Below are 15,694 nucleotides of genomic sequence, written 5' to 3' on the forward strand. Positions count from 1 at the left end.
AGCGCTTCTTAAGCAATGGCGCGCTCAGACCAGCAGCCTGGGCCAACTCCGCCTGGCTTGGCTTGTTGCCCAGTCGCACCTCCAGCTCCAACTCCAGCTCCTCTAAACCCACCAGCTCCTGCACCTGGCGACCCAGCGTGATCTCCTGCTCATGGGACAGCAGCGGCACTCGCCCGATGTCCCGCAGGTAGCTACGCACCAGGTCGCCACCTGATTGGGCCGAGACAGCACCGGCACTGGGGCTGGAGCCAAGAACGGGCAGGGCTGACATGGCTAGCCGGTTTACGAAACTCTTTGGTTTCGCAAACCTACCATTCTTTTTAAGGGCGAACATGGGTGGCATGCCCACTGAACGGCTGCAAAAACTGATAGCCAACGCCGGGCTCTGCTCCCGTCGACAGGCAGAACAGCTGCTGGACCAAGGCCTGGTGCAGGTAAATGGTGCCGTGGCCCAGCTGGGCGATCGGGCCGACCCCGAGCGCGATCGCATCACCGTGCGGGGAGAGCCCCTGGCGGCCCGGCCCCAGCCCCTACTGCTGCTGCTCAACAAACCGGTGGGAGTGGTTTGCAGCTGCCACGATCCCGAGGGGCGAACCACCGTGCTGGACCTGCTGCCAGCCGAACTGCGCCACGGCAGTGGACTCCACCCGGTGGGCCGGCTCGATGCCAACAGCCGCGGCGCCCTGCTGCTCAGCAACCAGGGGGAGGTGACCCTGCGGCTCACCCATCCACGCTACGGCCACCGCAAGACTTACCGGGTGTGGGTGAAGGGCCAACCGGAGGACCGGGTGCTGGAGCGCTGGGCTGCCGGAGTGCCCCTTGATGGCCAGGCCAGCCAACCGGTGGGGCTGGTGCTGATTCAAAGGCGCCCCCAGGCAACCGAAATCGAACTGCGGATGGGAGAGGGACGCAACCGTCAGATCCGGCGCACCGCCGAGGCCCTTGGCCACCCCGTGCTCGATCTGCAGCGGCTGGCAATCGGCCCCCTGCAGCTGGGCGCATTGCCCGAAGGTCGCTGGCGGCGCCTCGATCGCCAAGAATGGCAACTGCTTAATCCCACGCCCCCACCCTGAGCCCCTCAATTCCGCTGCCACCAAAGCGCCCGCGAGGCCGCCCTGGCCGCTGGTGGCGCCCTGGTGGCTGGTGGCGCCCTAGTCAATCAGCGGCCCCAAGTGGGCCTGCCGAGGCTCCGGCTGATCCGTTGCTGGCAGCAGGCCAGCGGCTGCGGCTGCGGCGCGAGGAACGGGGCCTGAGCCTGCGGGACCTCGCCCTGCAAACACGCATCAGCGCAGCAGTGCTGGAGGCCCTAGAGCGAGGCTGGCGCGACCGTCTACCGGAAGCCACCTACCTGCGCACCATGGTGCCGCTGATCGAGCGACACCTAGAGCTGCCATCCGGCAGCCTGGAAACGGCGCTGCCCAGCAGCGAGCAACACCGCCGTTTCCAGGGCCAAAGGCGAGAGCCCCTGCTGCGTCGTTTCACGCCGGGCTCAATCGATGTATTCACCACCTGGCAGGGCACCCTGCTCTACGGCCTACTGACCCTGGGACTGATCTACGCGCTGAACCTGCAGCAGCAGCAACTGGCAGCCCGGGGGCTGCTGGCGCTACGGCCGATTTCGCCCCTGCCTGCCGCTGACCAGGCCAAACCGCCGCGGCCTGATCAAGCCCTACTGCAGCTTTATCCCGAGCTGCGCCCCCTGGAGCTGGCCGCCAGGGGCCAGGGGGTTGAGAAACTGCGGCGGGCAAAGCCAAGCCAAATTCCAGCGGCCGGAGTGCTGGAGCTGCAATTAAGCCAGCCCAGCCAGTTCACGCTGGAGAGCGCCAGCGGAGTTCGCACCAACCTGCGTAACAGCAGCGGCAGCATCAGCCTGCCACTCAGTGGCAGCTTCCGACTCAGCCTCAACCCTCCACCCAGCGCCGGCGATCTAGTGAGCTGGAACGGCTCGCCCCTGCAGCCAGTCAAGGGCCAGCCCGGTCAGTTCAGCTCACCAGCAGACGCAGCCCGGCCGTAGCTAGCCGCCATGGCGCCATAGCCCTGCAGGGCCCCGTCCAGGCTGGCCACCGGCTGCTGCAGGCGCCAAGTCCAGTTGCCCGAGCTGGTGCCTGGGGTATTGAAGCGGGCCCGGTCATCGAGCTCCAGCAGATCCTGAAGGGGCACCACCGCTAGGTCGGCAGGACTGGCCAGTGCCAGCTCCAGCAGCTGCCAGGCCGGCGCCGTGATGGGTGCACCCACCGCCTCGGCCAGCCGCTGACGGGCGTCGTCACCGAGGCTCTGCCACCAGCCAACGCTGGTGGCGTTGTCGTGGGTGCCGGTGTACACCACCCAGCGGCGACCGCGGATGTTGGCTGGTAGGTAGGGATTGGTGGAGTCGCCATCAAAGGCGAACTGCAGGATCTTCATGCCTGGCAAGCCGAAGCCATCACGCAGGGCCTCCACCTCTGGGGTGATCACACCAAGATCCTCAGCAATTAGGGGCAGGTGCCTGCCGCGGCGCAGCCAGAGCAAGGCCAGCAACGGCCAGCCTGGAAACCAGCGCCAACTTCCGTTTTCGGCGGTGAGTGCATCACCGGGCACGCTCCAAAAAGACTCCAGAGCGCGGAAGTGATCGAGCCGCAGCTGGTCAAACAATTCAAATTGGCGCTGCAGGCGGGCCAGCCACCAGCTAAAGCCGCTGAGCAGGTGTCTGGGCCAGCGATAAACAGGGGTGCCCCAGAGCTGGCCGGTGGCCGAGAAGTAGTCGGGCGGCACGCCGCTCTGGGCCGTGAGCGAGCCATCGGAGCGCAGGGAGAACAAGGAGCGGTGGGCCCAGACATCGGCGCTGTCGTGGGCCACATAAAACGGCAGGTCTCCCAGCAGCTGCACGCCGGCCTGGCTTGCCTGACGGCGCAGCTGCTGCCACTGGCGCTGCAGCTGCCACTGAAGCAGCTGCTCCTGCAGCAGCCAGTCGGCGCGCTCGGTGGCAATTCGCGCTAAGGCGCGGCGCTGACGCTGGGCCAGGGGCGCCGGCCACTGCCACCAGGGCTGGCCGCCTTGGAGCCGGCGGATCACCATGAATAGGGCGTGGTCTGGCAACCAGCGCCGTTGGCTCCGCCGCCAGCGGGCAAAAGCCCGTTGCTGCTCTGCCGGCTGGGCACCCCAGCGGCGGGCCAGGGCCTCCCCCAGAGCCGTACTGCGGGCCGCAACCACAGACAAATCCATCGGCCCGGCCGCCAGCGCAGCTCCAGGTAGGGCCTCTAAGTCATTGGGCTCCAGGAAACCCTCCTGCCGCAACCGCTCACCATCCAGCAGCCAGGGGTTGAGGGCCGAGCCGCTAGGGGAGCTGTAGGGCGAACCGGTGCCGTCGGGGGGAGCAAGGGGCAGCAGTTGCCAAACGCCAATGCGATGGCGACCGAGGAGGTCAAGCCAATCGTGGGCAGCCTGGCCAAAGCTGCCGCAACCACCCTTACCAGGCAGGGAGGTGGGGTGCAGCAGCACCCCGGCATGGCGGTGGGCCTGATTCACGAGGCCGGCAGCCGATATCGACTAATGATGGCCTTGGCAAACGCCGGAATGTGGGCTTCGAGCTTTTCTGGGTGGTTACGCCGCAACCAGAGGGCGTTGCGGGTGAAGTGGGAGTCGATCGAAAAGCGGCCATATTCCAGGCCCTTCGGCCCTAGCCGCTGCACCAGCAAACCAATCAGGTTGGCCAGCCACATGGGCAGCTTCAGGGCCTTGTCGTAGGCCTCGATGCCCTGCTGCACCGCCGCAAAACGCTCACCACTGGAGGTAACAGGGGCCACGTCAAGCTCCTCCTCCACCAGATCCAGCAGCAGCTGGCCCCTGGGGTTGCGCACCGTGAGCCATTGGCGGCCGAAGGTCGCGCCCATGTAGCCCACCACCAGATCGGCGCCGGCGTTGGTGTAGTCGAAACAGCTCAAACAACTCGGAGCAAATACATCTTTGAGCTTGGGTGTGTCCAACCCAAAGAAGGGCACCGTTTCCTCGCGGCCGTCGCTGTGGCGGAAGTGGATGCGGAAGTCCTGCATGAACTCGTAGTGCACCACCGTCTCTGGCGAGCTGACGGTGCTGTCGAGGAAGGTCTGCAGGCCCGCTCGGCTGACGTTGTCTACGCAGGGCAAGCCCAGCACGTAGAGCTCATCAAGGGGCAGGGTGGATTGCACCGCCCGCAAGGCCTGGATCTGGCAGCCCACACCGATCGCCAGCAGCTTGCGGATGCCGCTGCCGGGCAGCTGCTCCAGCACCTCCAGGTTTGGGGACAGGGTGGGCTTATTCACCCGGGCGCTGAGCACCTCCTCCGGGGTGCGGGCGAGGCGGGGCACGGGCGTGAAGCGATCCTCCTCGCTTTGGCCAACGCAAAGCACCGCATCGACCAAGCCAGTTTCCAGGGCCCGCACACCGATGCGGCTGACGATCCCGGTCCACTGGGCCCCTTCGATCGGTTGCTGGAGCCGGGCGGTGAGCATGCGCTGCTGCACCCCGAAATAAAGCTCCTCCTCGTTGTCGAGGTCGCGGCTACGGCCATGGGCCGCAGCCTCCATAGCCTCAAAGCGCTGCTCCAGAAAGGCGCAGCTGTTTTTCACGTAAGCAACCCAGCGGCTGTCACACAGACCGCACTGGCTGCATAAATCTTTGGCTGGATAGACGCTGCCCTTGGCCAGGGGCCGGGCGCGCTCATGGGGAGCACTTGCAGCCATCAGCGGATTTCCCCATAGCATCTGCGCCGCCACAACCTATCGGGTGCAAGACGTAGAGGCTTGGGCCAAAGTGGTTTGCCGACAAGCCCCTATGGCCCGACGTTCCGCCCCAAGCCAACCCCGCCGGGGAGCCACCCTGTTGCGGCTGGGTGCGGTAGCCGTAGGCATGGCCATGGGCGCGGGTCTGATCGGTGTGCTCTGGCCCATAGGCGACCGTGCCACAGAACCACTGCAGCAGCTGACGCCAGCCGACCTGGCCAAGCCCCCTAGCCGCAGCATCACCCTGCTGGTGATCGGCCTCGACAGCGAGCGTCCCGGGGATCCGCTCAACAAGGCCGCTCCCCGTGGGGCAGCCAACGCCGATGCCCTGCTGCTGGTGCGGGTTAATCCCCAGGGGCCCCTGCAGGTGCTCAGCCTGCCGCCCAACCTGGCCGTGCAACTACCGGGCCAGAAACGCCCCCAGAGTCTCGGCAGCCTCTATCGCATCGGCGGCGTAGCCCTCACCGCTGATGCGGTGGGCAACCTGGTAGGCCTCGACTCGGGCCAGCCAGCGCGCTTTTTGGTGCTGGGCCGCTCCAACCTGCGCAGCCTGGTGGATGGCCTCGGCAGCATCGCCGCCAATCCCACCCTGGCTCTTCGCTACAAGGACAAGAGCCAGCGCTTCAGCATCAACCTTCAGGGCGGGCTGCAACGGCTCAAGGGCAACCAGGTGGAGCAACTGGTGCGCTACCGCGATCCAGACCGGCCTGAGGAGAGTCGCCAGGACAACCAGCAGCTGGTGGTGCGCAGCCTGCTGCGGGAGCTGGCCATGCCGGAACAGCTGGGCCAACTTGCAAATTTGCTCAAATCACTCAACAACCAGGGGGTTGTCACCAACTTGAGCCAGCCAGAAACCCTGAGCCTGCTGGCGGCTGGCCTAGATCAGGCCGAGAGCGTGCAATTCACCAGCCTGCCCCTGGCACCGGCACCCGAACAGGAACAGGAACAGGAACCCAACAACAGCCGGAGCACCAAACTGAACCTGCGCGAGATCAGCAGCAGCGCCCCTGAGCCCCTCTGGCCGGCAGCGACTACCTCAACGGCTCAGCAATAGCTCCCATCGCAGGGCCAAAGCAGGGGCCAGGTCAAAAGGCTCCTCCAGGGTTCCCAACCAGGGCAGGCCATCGCCGCGGCGCAGGTCTGGCTGCCAGGGGCCACCGGCCTGCACCAGCCCGGCCAAGGGCACTTGCCACTGGGCCAGCAGGGCCGCCATCGCCGCCGGCAGGCCCGTCTGCAGCTGCTCGGCCGTCAGCAGCAGCAGCACCGGCTGGCGCCAGGCCCCAAGGGCCTCGGCCCAGTGGCCGAATCCCTGCAACACCAGGCCGGGATCAAGCAGCAAGGGCACCAGGCCTGGTCCCTGCTCAGCCAGGGAGGCCAACGATTGGGGCGGTTGCTCAATTGCGAGCGGGTTGCCCCAGGGCAGGCCCAGGGCCAAGGCCAGCGGTGGCCCCGCCTCTGCTTGCAGTGCCGCCACCGCAGCCGCTGCACCAGCTCCCACCAGCACCAAGGGGCGTTGCCGACCAGACAGGGAAAGAGTCATGGATTTTTGTACTAGGTGGGCGGGCTCGCTTCTACCATCAGGTTTCAGCCGACGCGTTAGCGGCCGCCGTGACCAGTTTTCTGACCGCTGATCGCGTGGCACCCCAGGGCAGCGCGAGCCAGTCGAATCACGACACCCGGCGACTGAGGTTGTTTAGTGGCACCGCCAACCAAGCCCTGGCTCAGGAAATTGGCACCTATCTGGGCGTGCCAGATGGGCCGAGGGTGATCAAACGCTTCGCAGACGGCGAGCTTTACATCCAGATTCAGGAGTCGATCCGGGGCTGCGATGTCTTCCTGATCCAGCCCACCTGCGCCCCGGTGAACGATCACCTGATGGAGCTGCTGATCATGGTGGATGCCTGCAAACGGGCCTCGGCCCGGCAGATCACCGCCGTGATCCCTTACTACGGTTACGCCCGCGCCGACCGCAAGACCGCCGGACGGGAATCGATCACCGCCAAACTAGTTGCCAACCTGCTGGCTAAATCAGGGGTGGATCGGGTGCTAGCCATGGACCTGCACTCCGCCCAGATCCAGGGCTATTTCGACATCCCCTGCGACCACATCTATGGCTCGCCGGTGCTGGTCGACTATTTGCGCACCCGCGACCTCTGCGAAGTGGTGGTGGTGTCCCCGGACGTGGGCGGGGTAGCTCGGGCCCGGGCCTTCGCCAAGCAGATGAATGACGCTCCCCTGGCGATCATCGACAAGCGTCGCTCAGGTCACAACGTGGCCGAAAGCCTCACCGTGATTGGCGATGTGGTGGGCAAGACCGCAATCCTGATCGACGACATGATCGACACCGGCGGCACGATCTGTGCCGGTGCCCGGCTGCTGCGGCAGCGGGGGGCAACCCGGGTGCTGGCCTGCGCCAGCCATGCGGTGTTTTCCCCACCGGCAATCGAGCGGATGTCGGAGCCTGGGTTGTTCGAGGAGGTGCTTGTCACCAACAGCATTCCCCGCCGCGATGAAGACCGCTTCCCCCAGCTGCAAGTGCTCTCGGTGGCCAAGATGCTCGGCGAAGCGATCTGGCGCATCCACGAGGAGAGCTCGGTGAGCTCAATGTTCCGCTGAGGGCAGATCCGCTGAAGTTGCGCCGTTTTGCCCGCTTAAAAGCCTTTTTGCCAGCTGCGGCGAGCATTTTGCTCACCCTGCCTTGGGCTGCCAACGCTCCACTGCTGGCCCAAACTCAGCCAGCTCCGCCCCGGCGCATCGGCGTGTGGCTCACCAATAGCCCCAGCCCCCTCTACTACGACCCCGCCCGCATCGATCGGGCGGTGCAGGAGCTGGCAGAAGCGGGCTTCAACACCCTCTATCCCAACGTGTGGAGCCGGGGCACCACCTTCCACCGCTCCCGCCATGCGCCGATGGAGCCTGCCTTGGAGAAGGCCAACCCCAACCTCGATCCGATCTGCCGCTTCACCAAGGCCGCCCATCGCCGCGGCCTGCAGGTGATCCCCTGGTTTGAGTACGGCCTGATGGAGCCGGCCGACGCTGCCGTGGTGCGACAAAACCCCGATTGGGTGCTGCAGCGCCGGGATGGCAGCACTGAGATGGTCATGCACGGCAAACCAATGGTGTGGCTCAACCCCGCCCACCCGGGGGTGCGGCAGCGCTTTCTTGGCCTGATCGGCGAAATCGTGCAGCGCTGCAGCGTCGATGGCATCCAGCTCGACGACCACTTCGCCTGGCCGGTGGAGCTGGGCTACGACCCCTACAGCCGCGAACTATTCCGGGCGGCCACGGGCCGGGAGCCGCCAAACGACCACACGGATCGGGCCTGGATGCGCTGGCGGCGTCAGCAGCTCACCGCCCTGCTGCGGGAGCTGCGGGGCCAACTCAAGCCCTCTGGCACGGTGATCAGCCTCTCGCCGGGCCCCTTCCGCTTTGCTTACAACCACTGGCTGCAGGACTGGGAGCTTTGGTCCTTGGGCGAGCTGATCGACGACCTAGTAGTGCAGAACTACGCCCACTCGGTGAAGGGCTTCGAAAAGGACCTCAACCAACCGGCCCTGGTTAAGGCGCGCAGCTGGGGCATGCCTGTGGAGATCGGCATCCTGGCGGGCTTCGGTGGCCGCACCCCAACCATGGCGACCCTGGCGCAGAAAGCCCAGGTTTCGCTGCAGCGGGGCCATGGTGTGATCTATTTCTATTGGGAGGGCCTGTGGGGTTTGCACGCCGGGCCTGAGGGGGCTGCCTACCGCAAAGCTGCCTTTTGCCAGCTGCACCAGAGCCTCAAGGGCCGGCCTTAGCGCCCAGGCACTGACTAACCACCTCACCGGTGTTTGGGGAGAGAGATGCTGCCGCCAGCTGCTCGAGGGCTGCGTGCATCGCGGCTGAACGGACTGGTCCGTAGCTCTGCCAGCGGCTAAATACCTTGGCCAGGCGCGAGGCCGTGATCGGGTTGCGCTGGTCGAGATCGGCGATGCGAGCTGCCATGAAGCGGTAGCCGGAGCCATCGGCGGCATGGAACACCGCCGTATTACCGGCGAGCCCCCCGAGCACGGCCCGCACCGAATTGGGCGCCGCGGGATCAAAGCGGGGATGTTCCAGTAGACGAGCCACCCGCTCCAGGCCATCGGCAAAGGGCGCAGATGCTTCTAGGGCAAACCAGGCATCAAGGATCACCGGCTTGTGCTGCCAGCGTTGGTAAAAAGCATCCACCGCCTGCTGGCGCTCAGAGATCGGATGGCACTGCAGGGCCCTGAGGCCAGCGCGGGCCAGGGTCATCGAGGGGCCTTGCACCGCCGCCGCTGCGGCCGCCGCAACCTGCGCATCACCGGCGGCCACCCGCCAGCTCCACACGGTGCCCGTAAGCAGGCGATCGCCGTTACCAGCGGGCCAGGCCAGGCTCCACTGGGGCGTGCAGCGCTCCAGGGCAGCGGTCAGGGGCACGGCCAAGGCCGCACCAAAACGCTGCTGCAGGGCAAGCAGCGCCGTAAACAGGGCCGGCGGATCGGGCTCAGCGCCAACGGCAACGGCGGCATCCTCGAGCTCGGGCAAACCTGGCAGGGCCAGCAACACGCTGCGACTGGCCTCGGATAGGGAGGGATCGGCCAGAATCCGGCCGAAGGCATCGATCAGCTCCTCTTCCAGCAGGCCATCGGCGCTACCTGCGGCGCGGGCCAGCACGGCTTGGCGCAGCAGCACCTGGCCCGCATCCCAGCGGGCAAAAGGATCGCTATCGGCAGCCAGCAGGTGCACCAGCTCGGCGGTGGGCCGGCCCATTTCCAGGATCACCGGCGCTGAAAAATGGCGTAGTAGGGAAAGGGCCGGGGGATGGTGCTGGCGAGGGAGTCCCACCAAGCGCAGGTTCTGCTGGGGCTGGTCGATCACCAGCAGGCGGGTGCCATCGCCAGCTAGCAGGGCTGGGTCTGGTTCTCTCTCGAGTCGCACGGGGAGGGATTCACCGCCCTGAGCCAGCAGCCCCAGGGCCAGGGGAATCACCAGCGGCTGCTTGTCGCTCTGGCCGGGTGTCGCTGGGGTGTGTTGTTGCACCTGCAGCTCGAGCACGCCCGTTTCGCCATTCCAGTGGCGCTGGATGTGCAGCCGCGGCGTGCCGGACTGGTGATACCAACGGCGAAATTGGGCGAAATCAAAGGGCGGCGGCACTGGGGCGGCATCCTGCATCGCCTGCACGAAGTCTTCGCAGGTGGCGGCGGTGCCGTCGTGGCGGCTCACATAGAGCGCCATCCCCCGCATAAACGCCTCCTCACCCAGCAGGGTGTGCAACATACGAATAAGTTCCGATCCCTTTTCGTAGATCGTGGTGGTGTAGAAGTTGTCGATCGCCTGATAGGCATCAGGCTGCACGGGATGGGCAGTGGGACCAGCATCTTCACGAAACTGGCTATTACGCAACATCGAAACGTTTTCGATGCGATTCAATGCCGCACCGTGCATATCTTCCGTGAAGCTCTGGTCGCGAAACACGGTTAGACCTTCTTTAAGCGACAGCTGGAACCAGTCGCGGCAGGTGATGCGATTGCCTGTCCAGTTGTGGAAATACTCGTGGGCAATCACGCTCTCGATCCGCTCAAGCTCGCCATCAGTAGCGGTTTCGGCGTCGGCTAGCACCAGCTTGGAATTAAAGATATTGAGGCTTTTATTCTCCATCGCGCCCATATTGAAGTGACGCACCGCCACGATGTTGAACTCATCGAGGTCGTATTCGAGGCCGTAGCGCTGCTCATCCCAGGCCATCGAGCGTTTCAGGGACGCCATGGCGTGGGCGGTGTAAGGCGCATCGCCGGGTTCCACGTGGATGCGCAGGGCCACGGCGCGGCCGCTGGCGGTGGTGAAGCTGTCTTTCACCTCCTCAAGCTGGCCAGCCACCAGGGCAAACAAATAGGAGGGTTTGGGGAAAGGGTCGTCCCAAACAGCGAAGTGGCGCCCGGCGTCGAGGTCGCCGGTTTCGATGCAGTTGCCATTGGAGAGCAGCACCGGACAGCTGGCCCGATCGGCTTCGATCCGCACCTGAAAGCGACTGAGCAGATCGGGGCGGTCGGGGTGAAAGGTGATGCGCCGAAATCCCTCGGGTTCGCACTGGGTCGTGAACAGCCCGCCACTGGCGTAGAGCCCTTCAAGGGTGCTGTTGGTTTCCGGGTGGATGCGCACCCGGCTCTGCAGCTGAAAAACCCCAGAGGGAGGCTTGGTGATCACCAGCTGGTCGGCGCTGAGCTCAAAGGCCTCAGCCGGCAGGAGCTCGCCATCGAGACGCAATTCCAGCAGCTCCAAGTCGACGCCCTGGAGCACCAACGGTCCCGGCTGGGCCAGCGGATTAGGCACGAAGGCCAGCTGGGCCAGCACCTCGGTGTGGCCGGAGTGGAGCTGCACCGTCAGATCGGTGCGCTCAAGCAGATACGGCGCCGGACGGTAATCGGCGAGGCGCACGAGGGGCATGGGAATTACTTAGAAGTAGCGGGCTTAGGGGTAGCGGGCTTAGGGGTAGCGGGCTTCACTGCTGGCTTGGTATCGGGCGACTGCTTGATGGCGTCCTGCACCTTGGCCATCACATCTGCTGGCACCTCCTTGGGGCAGATCTCAGCGGCACCAAGGACAGCCGAGTTGATCGATCCCTTGCGCAGGTCGTCGATGCTGAGCGGCTTAGCTCCCACCTGGCTGATCACGCCATCGTGCTGGCCCTGAATCAGCTGGGCGATGGTTTCGCCAGCAATGCCCACCGCTTTATCGAAGGGCACCCCTGCCCCCCGGGCAATGCAAACGTTTACGGCTGCAATCCGGGTGTAGAGGTTCATTTCCGCCTCAGTGGCTGGAGCTGCCAGGGCTGCTGCAGGGACCAGCAGCAGGGGAAGCACCAGCAGGGGAGCCAGAAAACTACGGGGCATCAGGAACACCGGAAAAGAAAAATTGCTGACTGCATGCTGCTGCATCAAGGCAAGGCGTCGTGCGGGATGGGCGCCCCCGCTTCTTCAACCCGGATCTCGTGGTGGGTTTCGGCCACATCCAGGGCGCCGTTCTTCCAGGAGTAGATCGAACGGGAGCGGTAGCGGTCTTGGTCGACCAGGCGAGTGTGCTCAAGAATGTCCCACTCCTGGTAGCTGGATTCAAAAATGAGCTCGTGCTCATCCACCTGACGGATCTGACTTTTGGTGGGAGCGCCGCTCAAGTAGCCGGAGCTGCGGCTTAGCTGGTGACCGCAGAGATTGGCCTCCATGGTGCCAGTGGGCACGTAGCGGGGCTTTTTGTCGAAGAATTCGAACTCCTGCTCGGGCCACCAAGTGAAGCGATAGGCCGCATCACCCTCCACCGGCTCACTGAATATCTCCACCCGCAGCATCATGTCGAGCCGCAACGCCTCCCCGTCCTCAAATAAATACAGCCGGCGCGAGCGCCACAGGCCCAGGTTGCGGGCAAACCAGCGCCTTGTATTGCTGTCGAGCTGAATCCTGGGGCGCGGCGCCACTGGACTGGAATTTGAAGGCATGCTCATGACATCCCGGCCCTAGGGCGCACGGCATTGGTTTATTTAGTCATAGCGAAATCGAGCTGCTCTGGCCAATTCCCCATAGGGTTGGCCACGTGAGCGCCGATCACCCCACCACGGCCGCCCAGGTCGCCAACGACGGAGCGACCGAACGCCCCGAACTGAAGCTGCTGCTTGTCGCCACCAGCTACCACCTGGCCAGCCAGGACCTACGCAACCTGATCCAGTTCCTCAAAAGCGAGGAGTGCGCTTTCAAGGTGAGCCTGGAGATCGCCGATCCGGGCCACCAACCCCAGCTGCTGGAGCTGCACCGGCTTGTGGCCACCCCGGCCCTGGTGAAGCTCGACCCCCTGCCCAAGCAGGTGATCGCCGGCAATGCCATCACCCAGAAGCTGCGCAGCTGGCTGCCGCGCTGGCAGCAGATGGGGGTGGTTACGAGCCTGGGCATGAGCCTGCGGCCCGCTGAAATTGATGGCAGCCGCACCAAGCGCGAGCTGCAGTTGGAAGACCAGCTGCTGGTGCTGCGCCAGGAAAACGAAACCCTGATCGAGCGCCTTGGGGTGCAGGAGCGCCTACTGCGGATGGTGGCCCATGAGCTGCGCACGCCGCTGACGGCTGCCAAGCTCGCCCTTCAGAGCCACACCCTCGGCCAGATCGACGAGACCCGCTTCCGCGACGTACTCACCCGCCGCCTCGACGACATCCACGAACTCTCCAAGGACCTGCTGGAGGTGGGTACAACCCGGTGGGAGGCCCTCTTTAATCCCCAGCGCCTGGCGCTGGGCAAGGTGGCCGCCGAGGCGATCCTGGAGCTGGAAAAACTCTGGATCGGCCGCGACCTAGAGCTGATCACCGACATCCCCGCCGACCTGCCAGATGTGTTCGCCGACCAGCGCCGCATGCGCCAGGTATTGCTGAACCTGCTGGAAAACGCCCTCAAGTTCACCCCGGACCGGGGCCGGGTGCACCTGACCCTGCTGCACCGCACCGACCAGTGGGTGCAGGTGAGCTTTTGCGACACCGGTCCGGGGATACCTAAAAGTGAGCAGGAACGGATTTTTCTGGATCGGGTGCGCCTGCCCCAAACCTCCAGCACCACCTCGGGCTACGGCGTGGGCCTGTCGGTTTGCCGCCGCATCGCCGAGGTGCACGGGGGGCGCATCTGGGTTGTGTCAGAGCCCGGCGAGGGTGCTTGCTTCCACGTCAGCGTGCCGGTCTGGAGCGGCCAGGTCCAACCCGCCCTGACGCCAATGGGGCCTGATCGTCGCGGCGCCCCCCACTGATGACAGGCCTGAAGCGCTGCTCTCCTTGACGAAGGGTCCCCCTGCCCCGTAGCTTCCAATACATCAACGCCCTACAGTGTTGTGGCCTCGCCCCCATCGTCTAGAGGCCTAGGACACCTCCCTTTCACGGAGGCGACAGGGGTTCGAATCCCCTTGGGGGTATACACAAATCCAACTGCTTTTGGCCCCATCGGGCAAAAGAGAAAGGTTGGTTAATTCGATTCCTGTTAATCAGGATTGGGCTGCGCGGCGTTCCGCCTCTCGCTGCACTCCGCGCAGGTTGTTGGCCAGGTCTTCGCGCAGACGTTGCTCGATCAAGCCAATCGGCATGCCGGGCCGGCCCTGCACCGTGAGCTCGTAGAGCAGGTGGGTGGTTTCACCAGTGCGGCCGATCTGCCAACAGCCTTCAAAGCGGCGGAAATCACCGCGACACATGCAAAAACGCAGCTCGCCCGCCTCGAGATCCTCCTCAATCTCGAGCTCCACCTTGGCGCTGAAACGCAGCCCACAGAACTGCTGGGTGCCCACCTGCTCCAAACCCACCCGATTGCCGCGGCGCCAAAGCTGGCGGGAGGAGGCCAGGTTGGGAATAAAGCTATTGAGATTGGCGTAATCGGTGAGCACGGACCAGATCCAGCTGGGATCAAGCGGTAGGCGCAACTGCACCGCAAGGCGCCTGGTGCCCTGGGGCAGACGCTCCATCTCCTGCTGGATGGTGTCGAGGCTGCAGATGGCTGTTGGGGCGGAATTGGTCAAATCCGCAGGCCCATTCGACAACAAATCCGGCTCAGCCAGTTGGCCGGGCAGACCTGATCGGGCAAGAAGCTGCGCCAAGGACGCACGGCGTAAGTGTGCTGGGGCACAAACCTAGCGGTGTCTGCCGGGAATTCGCTGCGGCCGTGTTCCCTATGATCAGCCCGTTTTTGAGGGGACTGAGTCTGCATGCGTGTTTCCACCGGTCGCGCCAACCAGTCCGACAACCGGATGTTCACCGTCGTGGTGGAAGCCTTCGGGGTGAGACGCCAGCGTCAGGCTGAGCGCCGCTTCACCGTGCCATTCGGCCAACTCCAGGGCCTGATGCAATTAATCGCTCAGACAGGCGGTCGCATCAGCGCCGTTCTCGCAGACGATGGCGCCAGCCCAGCACCCGCCCCCAAAGCAAACGCCGCTCCTTCGAAACCCGCTGCCGTGTCCCACGCCGACGTTCCCGTCAACCTTTACAAGCCGAAGGATCCGTTCGTCGGCACAGTGACCGACAACTACAGCCTGCTGGCGGAAGGGGCTATCGGCCGGGTGAATCACATCACCTTCGACCTCTCCGGTGGTGACCCCCAGCTGCACTACGTCGAAGGCCAGAGCATCGGCATCATTCCCGACGGCACCGATGCCAACGGCAAGCCCAACAAGCTGCGCCTTTACTCAATCGCCAGCACCCGCCACGGCGACAACCTGGAGGGCAACACGGTGTCGCTGTGCGTGCGCCAGCTGCAATACGAGAAGGACGGCGAGACGATCAACGGCGTCTGCTCCACCTTCCTCTGCGACATCGAACCCGGCGCCAAGGTGAAGATCACCGGCCCGGTGGGCAAGGAGATGCTGCTTCCTGAAGACGAGGAAGCCAACGTGATCATGCTTGCCACCGGCACGGGTATCGCGCCGATGCGCACCTACCTGCGCCGCATGTTTGAGCCCTCCGAGCGGGAGAAGAACGGCTGGCATTTCCGCGGTAAGGCCTGGCTGTTGATGGGCGTGCCCACCACCCCCAACCTCCTTTACGAAGACGACTTCAACCGCTACGCCAGCGAGTTTCCCGAAAACTTCCGCTACACCAAGGCGATCAGCCGCGAGCAGCAAAACGCCAACGGCGGTCGCATGTACATCCAAGACCGCGTCAGCGAGAACGCCGAGGAGATCTTCTCCTGGATCGAGAATCCCAAGACCCACGTCTACATGTGCGGTCTGCGGGGCATGGAGCCCGGCATCGACGAGGCGATGACCGCCGCAGCCACTGCCAAGGGTTTGAACTGGGCCGAGTTGCGTCCCCAGCTCAAAAAGGCCGACCGCTGGCACGTCGAAACCTATTGATTTCGAGCCAAATCCGCTTCCCCTGCCCGCCCCCAAGGCGGGCTTTTTTTTGGCGAATCCCACACAGAAACCATCACAAAGTGGGGCAAGCGGTGGGCGAC

The 15,694-nt window shown here is 64.8% G+C and carries 15 protein-coding genes and 1 tRNA gene; 8 read left to right on the forward strand and 8 right to left on the reverse strand.

The features are described 5' to 3' along the window. Positions 1–271, reverse strand: a 271-nt coding sequence (locus KBY72_RS08410; RefSeq protein WP_315859534.1) for a sigma-70 factor domain-containing protein, incomplete at its 3' end; no start/stop codon positions are given. Positions 272–341: 70 nt separating this feature from the next. Between KBY72_RS08410 and KBY72_RS08415 the strand changes: the two genes are divergently transcribed. Both KBY72_RS08415 and KBY72_RS08420 read left to right on the forward strand, forming a co-directional pair. Next, entirely contained in the window at positions 342–1,073 is a 732-nt protein-coding gene (locus KBY72_RS08415; protein ID WP_254961393.1) for a pseudouridine synthase, read from the forward strand. A 128-nt stretch (positions 1,074–1,201) separates the two neighbouring features. Further along, positions 1,202–2,014: a helix-turn-helix domain-containing protein gene (locus KBY72_RS08420; protein WP_254961392.1), complete on the forward strand. Its 813-nt coding sequence runs from the start codon at positions 1,202–1,204 to the stop codon at positions 2,012–2,014. Here the strand turns inward: KBY72_RS08420 and malQ are convergent. Continuing rightward, positions 1,978–3,504 (reverse strand): 4-alpha-glucanotransferase, encoded by a 1,527-nt coding sequence (gene malQ, locus KBY72_RS08425; protein WP_254961391.1) that lies wholly within the window; start codon positions 3,502–3,504, stop codon positions 1,978–1,980. The genes KBY72_RS08420 and malQ overlap by 37 nt on opposite strands. Next, positions 3,501–4,697: a Coenzyme F420 hydrogenase/dehydrogenase, beta subunit C-terminal domain gene (locus KBY72_RS08430; RefSeq protein WP_254961390.1), complete on the reverse strand. Its 1,197-nt coding sequence runs from the start codon at positions 4,695–4,697 to the stop codon at positions 3,501–3,503. Before KBY72_RS08430 ends, malQ begins: the two co-directional genes overlap by 4 nt. Before the next feature lie 91 nt (positions 4,698–4,788). Between KBY72_RS08430 and KBY72_RS08435 the strand changes: the two genes are divergently transcribed. Beyond that, complete coding sequence (locus KBY72_RS08435; RefSeq protein ID WP_254961389.1) at positions 4,789–5,790, forward strand: LCP family protein; 1,002 nt, start codon at positions 4,789–4,791, stop codon at positions 5,788–5,790. Here the strand turns inward: KBY72_RS08435 and KBY72_RS08440 are convergent. Beyond that, entirely contained in the window at positions 5,773–6,276 is a 504-nt protein-coding gene (locus KBY72_RS08440; RefSeq protein WP_254961388.1) for a hypothetical protein, read from the reverse strand. The two genes, KBY72_RS08435 and KBY72_RS08440, sit on opposite strands and share 18 nt — an antisense overlap. 68 nt (positions 6,277–6,344) lie before the next feature. On the opposite strand from KBY72_RS08440, the gene KBY72_RS08445 reads away from it, so the two are divergent. Then, complete coding sequence (locus KBY72_RS08445) at positions 6,345–7,352, forward strand: ribose-phosphate pyrophosphokinase (RefSeq protein WP_254961387.1); 1,008 nt, start codon at positions 6,345–6,347, stop codon at positions 7,350–7,352. An 11-nt stretch (positions 7,353–7,363) separates the two neighbouring features. Next, positions 7,364–8,530, forward strand: a complete 1,167-nt coding sequence (locus KBY72_RS08450) for a glycoside hydrolase family 10 protein (protein ID WP_409995486.1) — start codon at positions 7,364–7,366, stop codon at positions 8,528–8,530. On the opposite strand, the gene pepN is transcribed toward KBY72_RS08450, so the two are convergent. The 3 genes from pepN to KBY72_RS08465 are packed head-to-tail and all read right to left on the reverse strand — an operon-like array spanning position 8,514 to position 12,231. Beyond that, positions 8,514–11,180: an aminopeptidase N gene (gene pepN, locus KBY72_RS08455; RefSeq protein ID WP_254993372.1), complete on the reverse strand. Its 2,667-nt coding sequence runs from the start codon at positions 11,178–11,180 to the stop codon at positions 8,514–8,516. The two genes, KBY72_RS08450 and pepN, sit on opposite strands and share 17 nt — an antisense overlap. Positions 11,181–11,185: 5 nt before the next feature. Next, complete coding sequence (locus KBY72_RS08460; RefSeq protein ID WP_254961385.1) at positions 11,186–11,626, reverse strand: cAMP phosphodiesterase; 441 nt, start codon at positions 11,624–11,626, stop codon at positions 11,186–11,188. A gap of 44 nt (positions 11,627–11,670) precedes the next feature. Beyond that, positions 11,671–12,231: a hypothetical protein gene (locus KBY72_RS08465; RefSeq protein WP_254961384.1), complete on the reverse strand. Its 561-nt coding sequence runs from the start codon at positions 12,229–12,231 to the stop codon at positions 11,671–11,673. Positions 12,232–12,320: 89 nt separating this feature from the next. Between KBY72_RS08465 and KBY72_RS08470 the strand changes: the two genes are divergently transcribed. Continuing rightward, the gene (locus tag KBY72_RS08470; protein ID WP_254961382.1) at positions 12,321–13,508 is read left to right on the forward strand and encodes a histidine kinase; all 1,188 of its coding nucleotides are present in this window, start codon (positions 12,321–12,323) and stop codon (positions 13,506–13,508) included. An 89-nt stretch (positions 13,509–13,597) separates the two neighbouring features. Beyond that, positions 13,598–13,670 (forward strand) — tRNA-Glu (locus KBY72_RS08475). A 69-nt stretch (positions 13,671–13,739) separates the two neighbouring features. Here KBY72_RS08475 and KBY72_RS08480 read toward each other — a convergent pair. Then, positions 13,740–14,210: an SRPBCC family protein gene (locus tag KBY72_RS08480; RefSeq protein ID WP_106633068.1), complete on the reverse strand. Its 471-nt coding sequence runs from the start codon at positions 14,208–14,210 to the stop codon at positions 13,740–13,742. 240 nt (positions 14,211–14,450) lie between these two features. Here KBY72_RS08480 and KBY72_RS08485 point away from each other — a divergent pair, with 240 nt between their 5' ends. Then, entirely contained in the window at positions 14,451–15,593 is a 1,143-nt protein-coding gene (locus tag KBY72_RS08485; RefSeq protein ID WP_254961381.1) for an FAD-binding oxidoreductase, read from the forward strand. Positions 15,594–15,694: the final 101 nt, after the last annotated feature.

Source organism: Cyanobium sp. BA5m-21, assembly GCF_024346235.1.
Lineage (GTDB): Bacteria > Cyanobacteriota > Cyanobacteriia > PCC-6307 > Cyanobiaceae > Cyanobium_A > Cyanobium_A usitatum.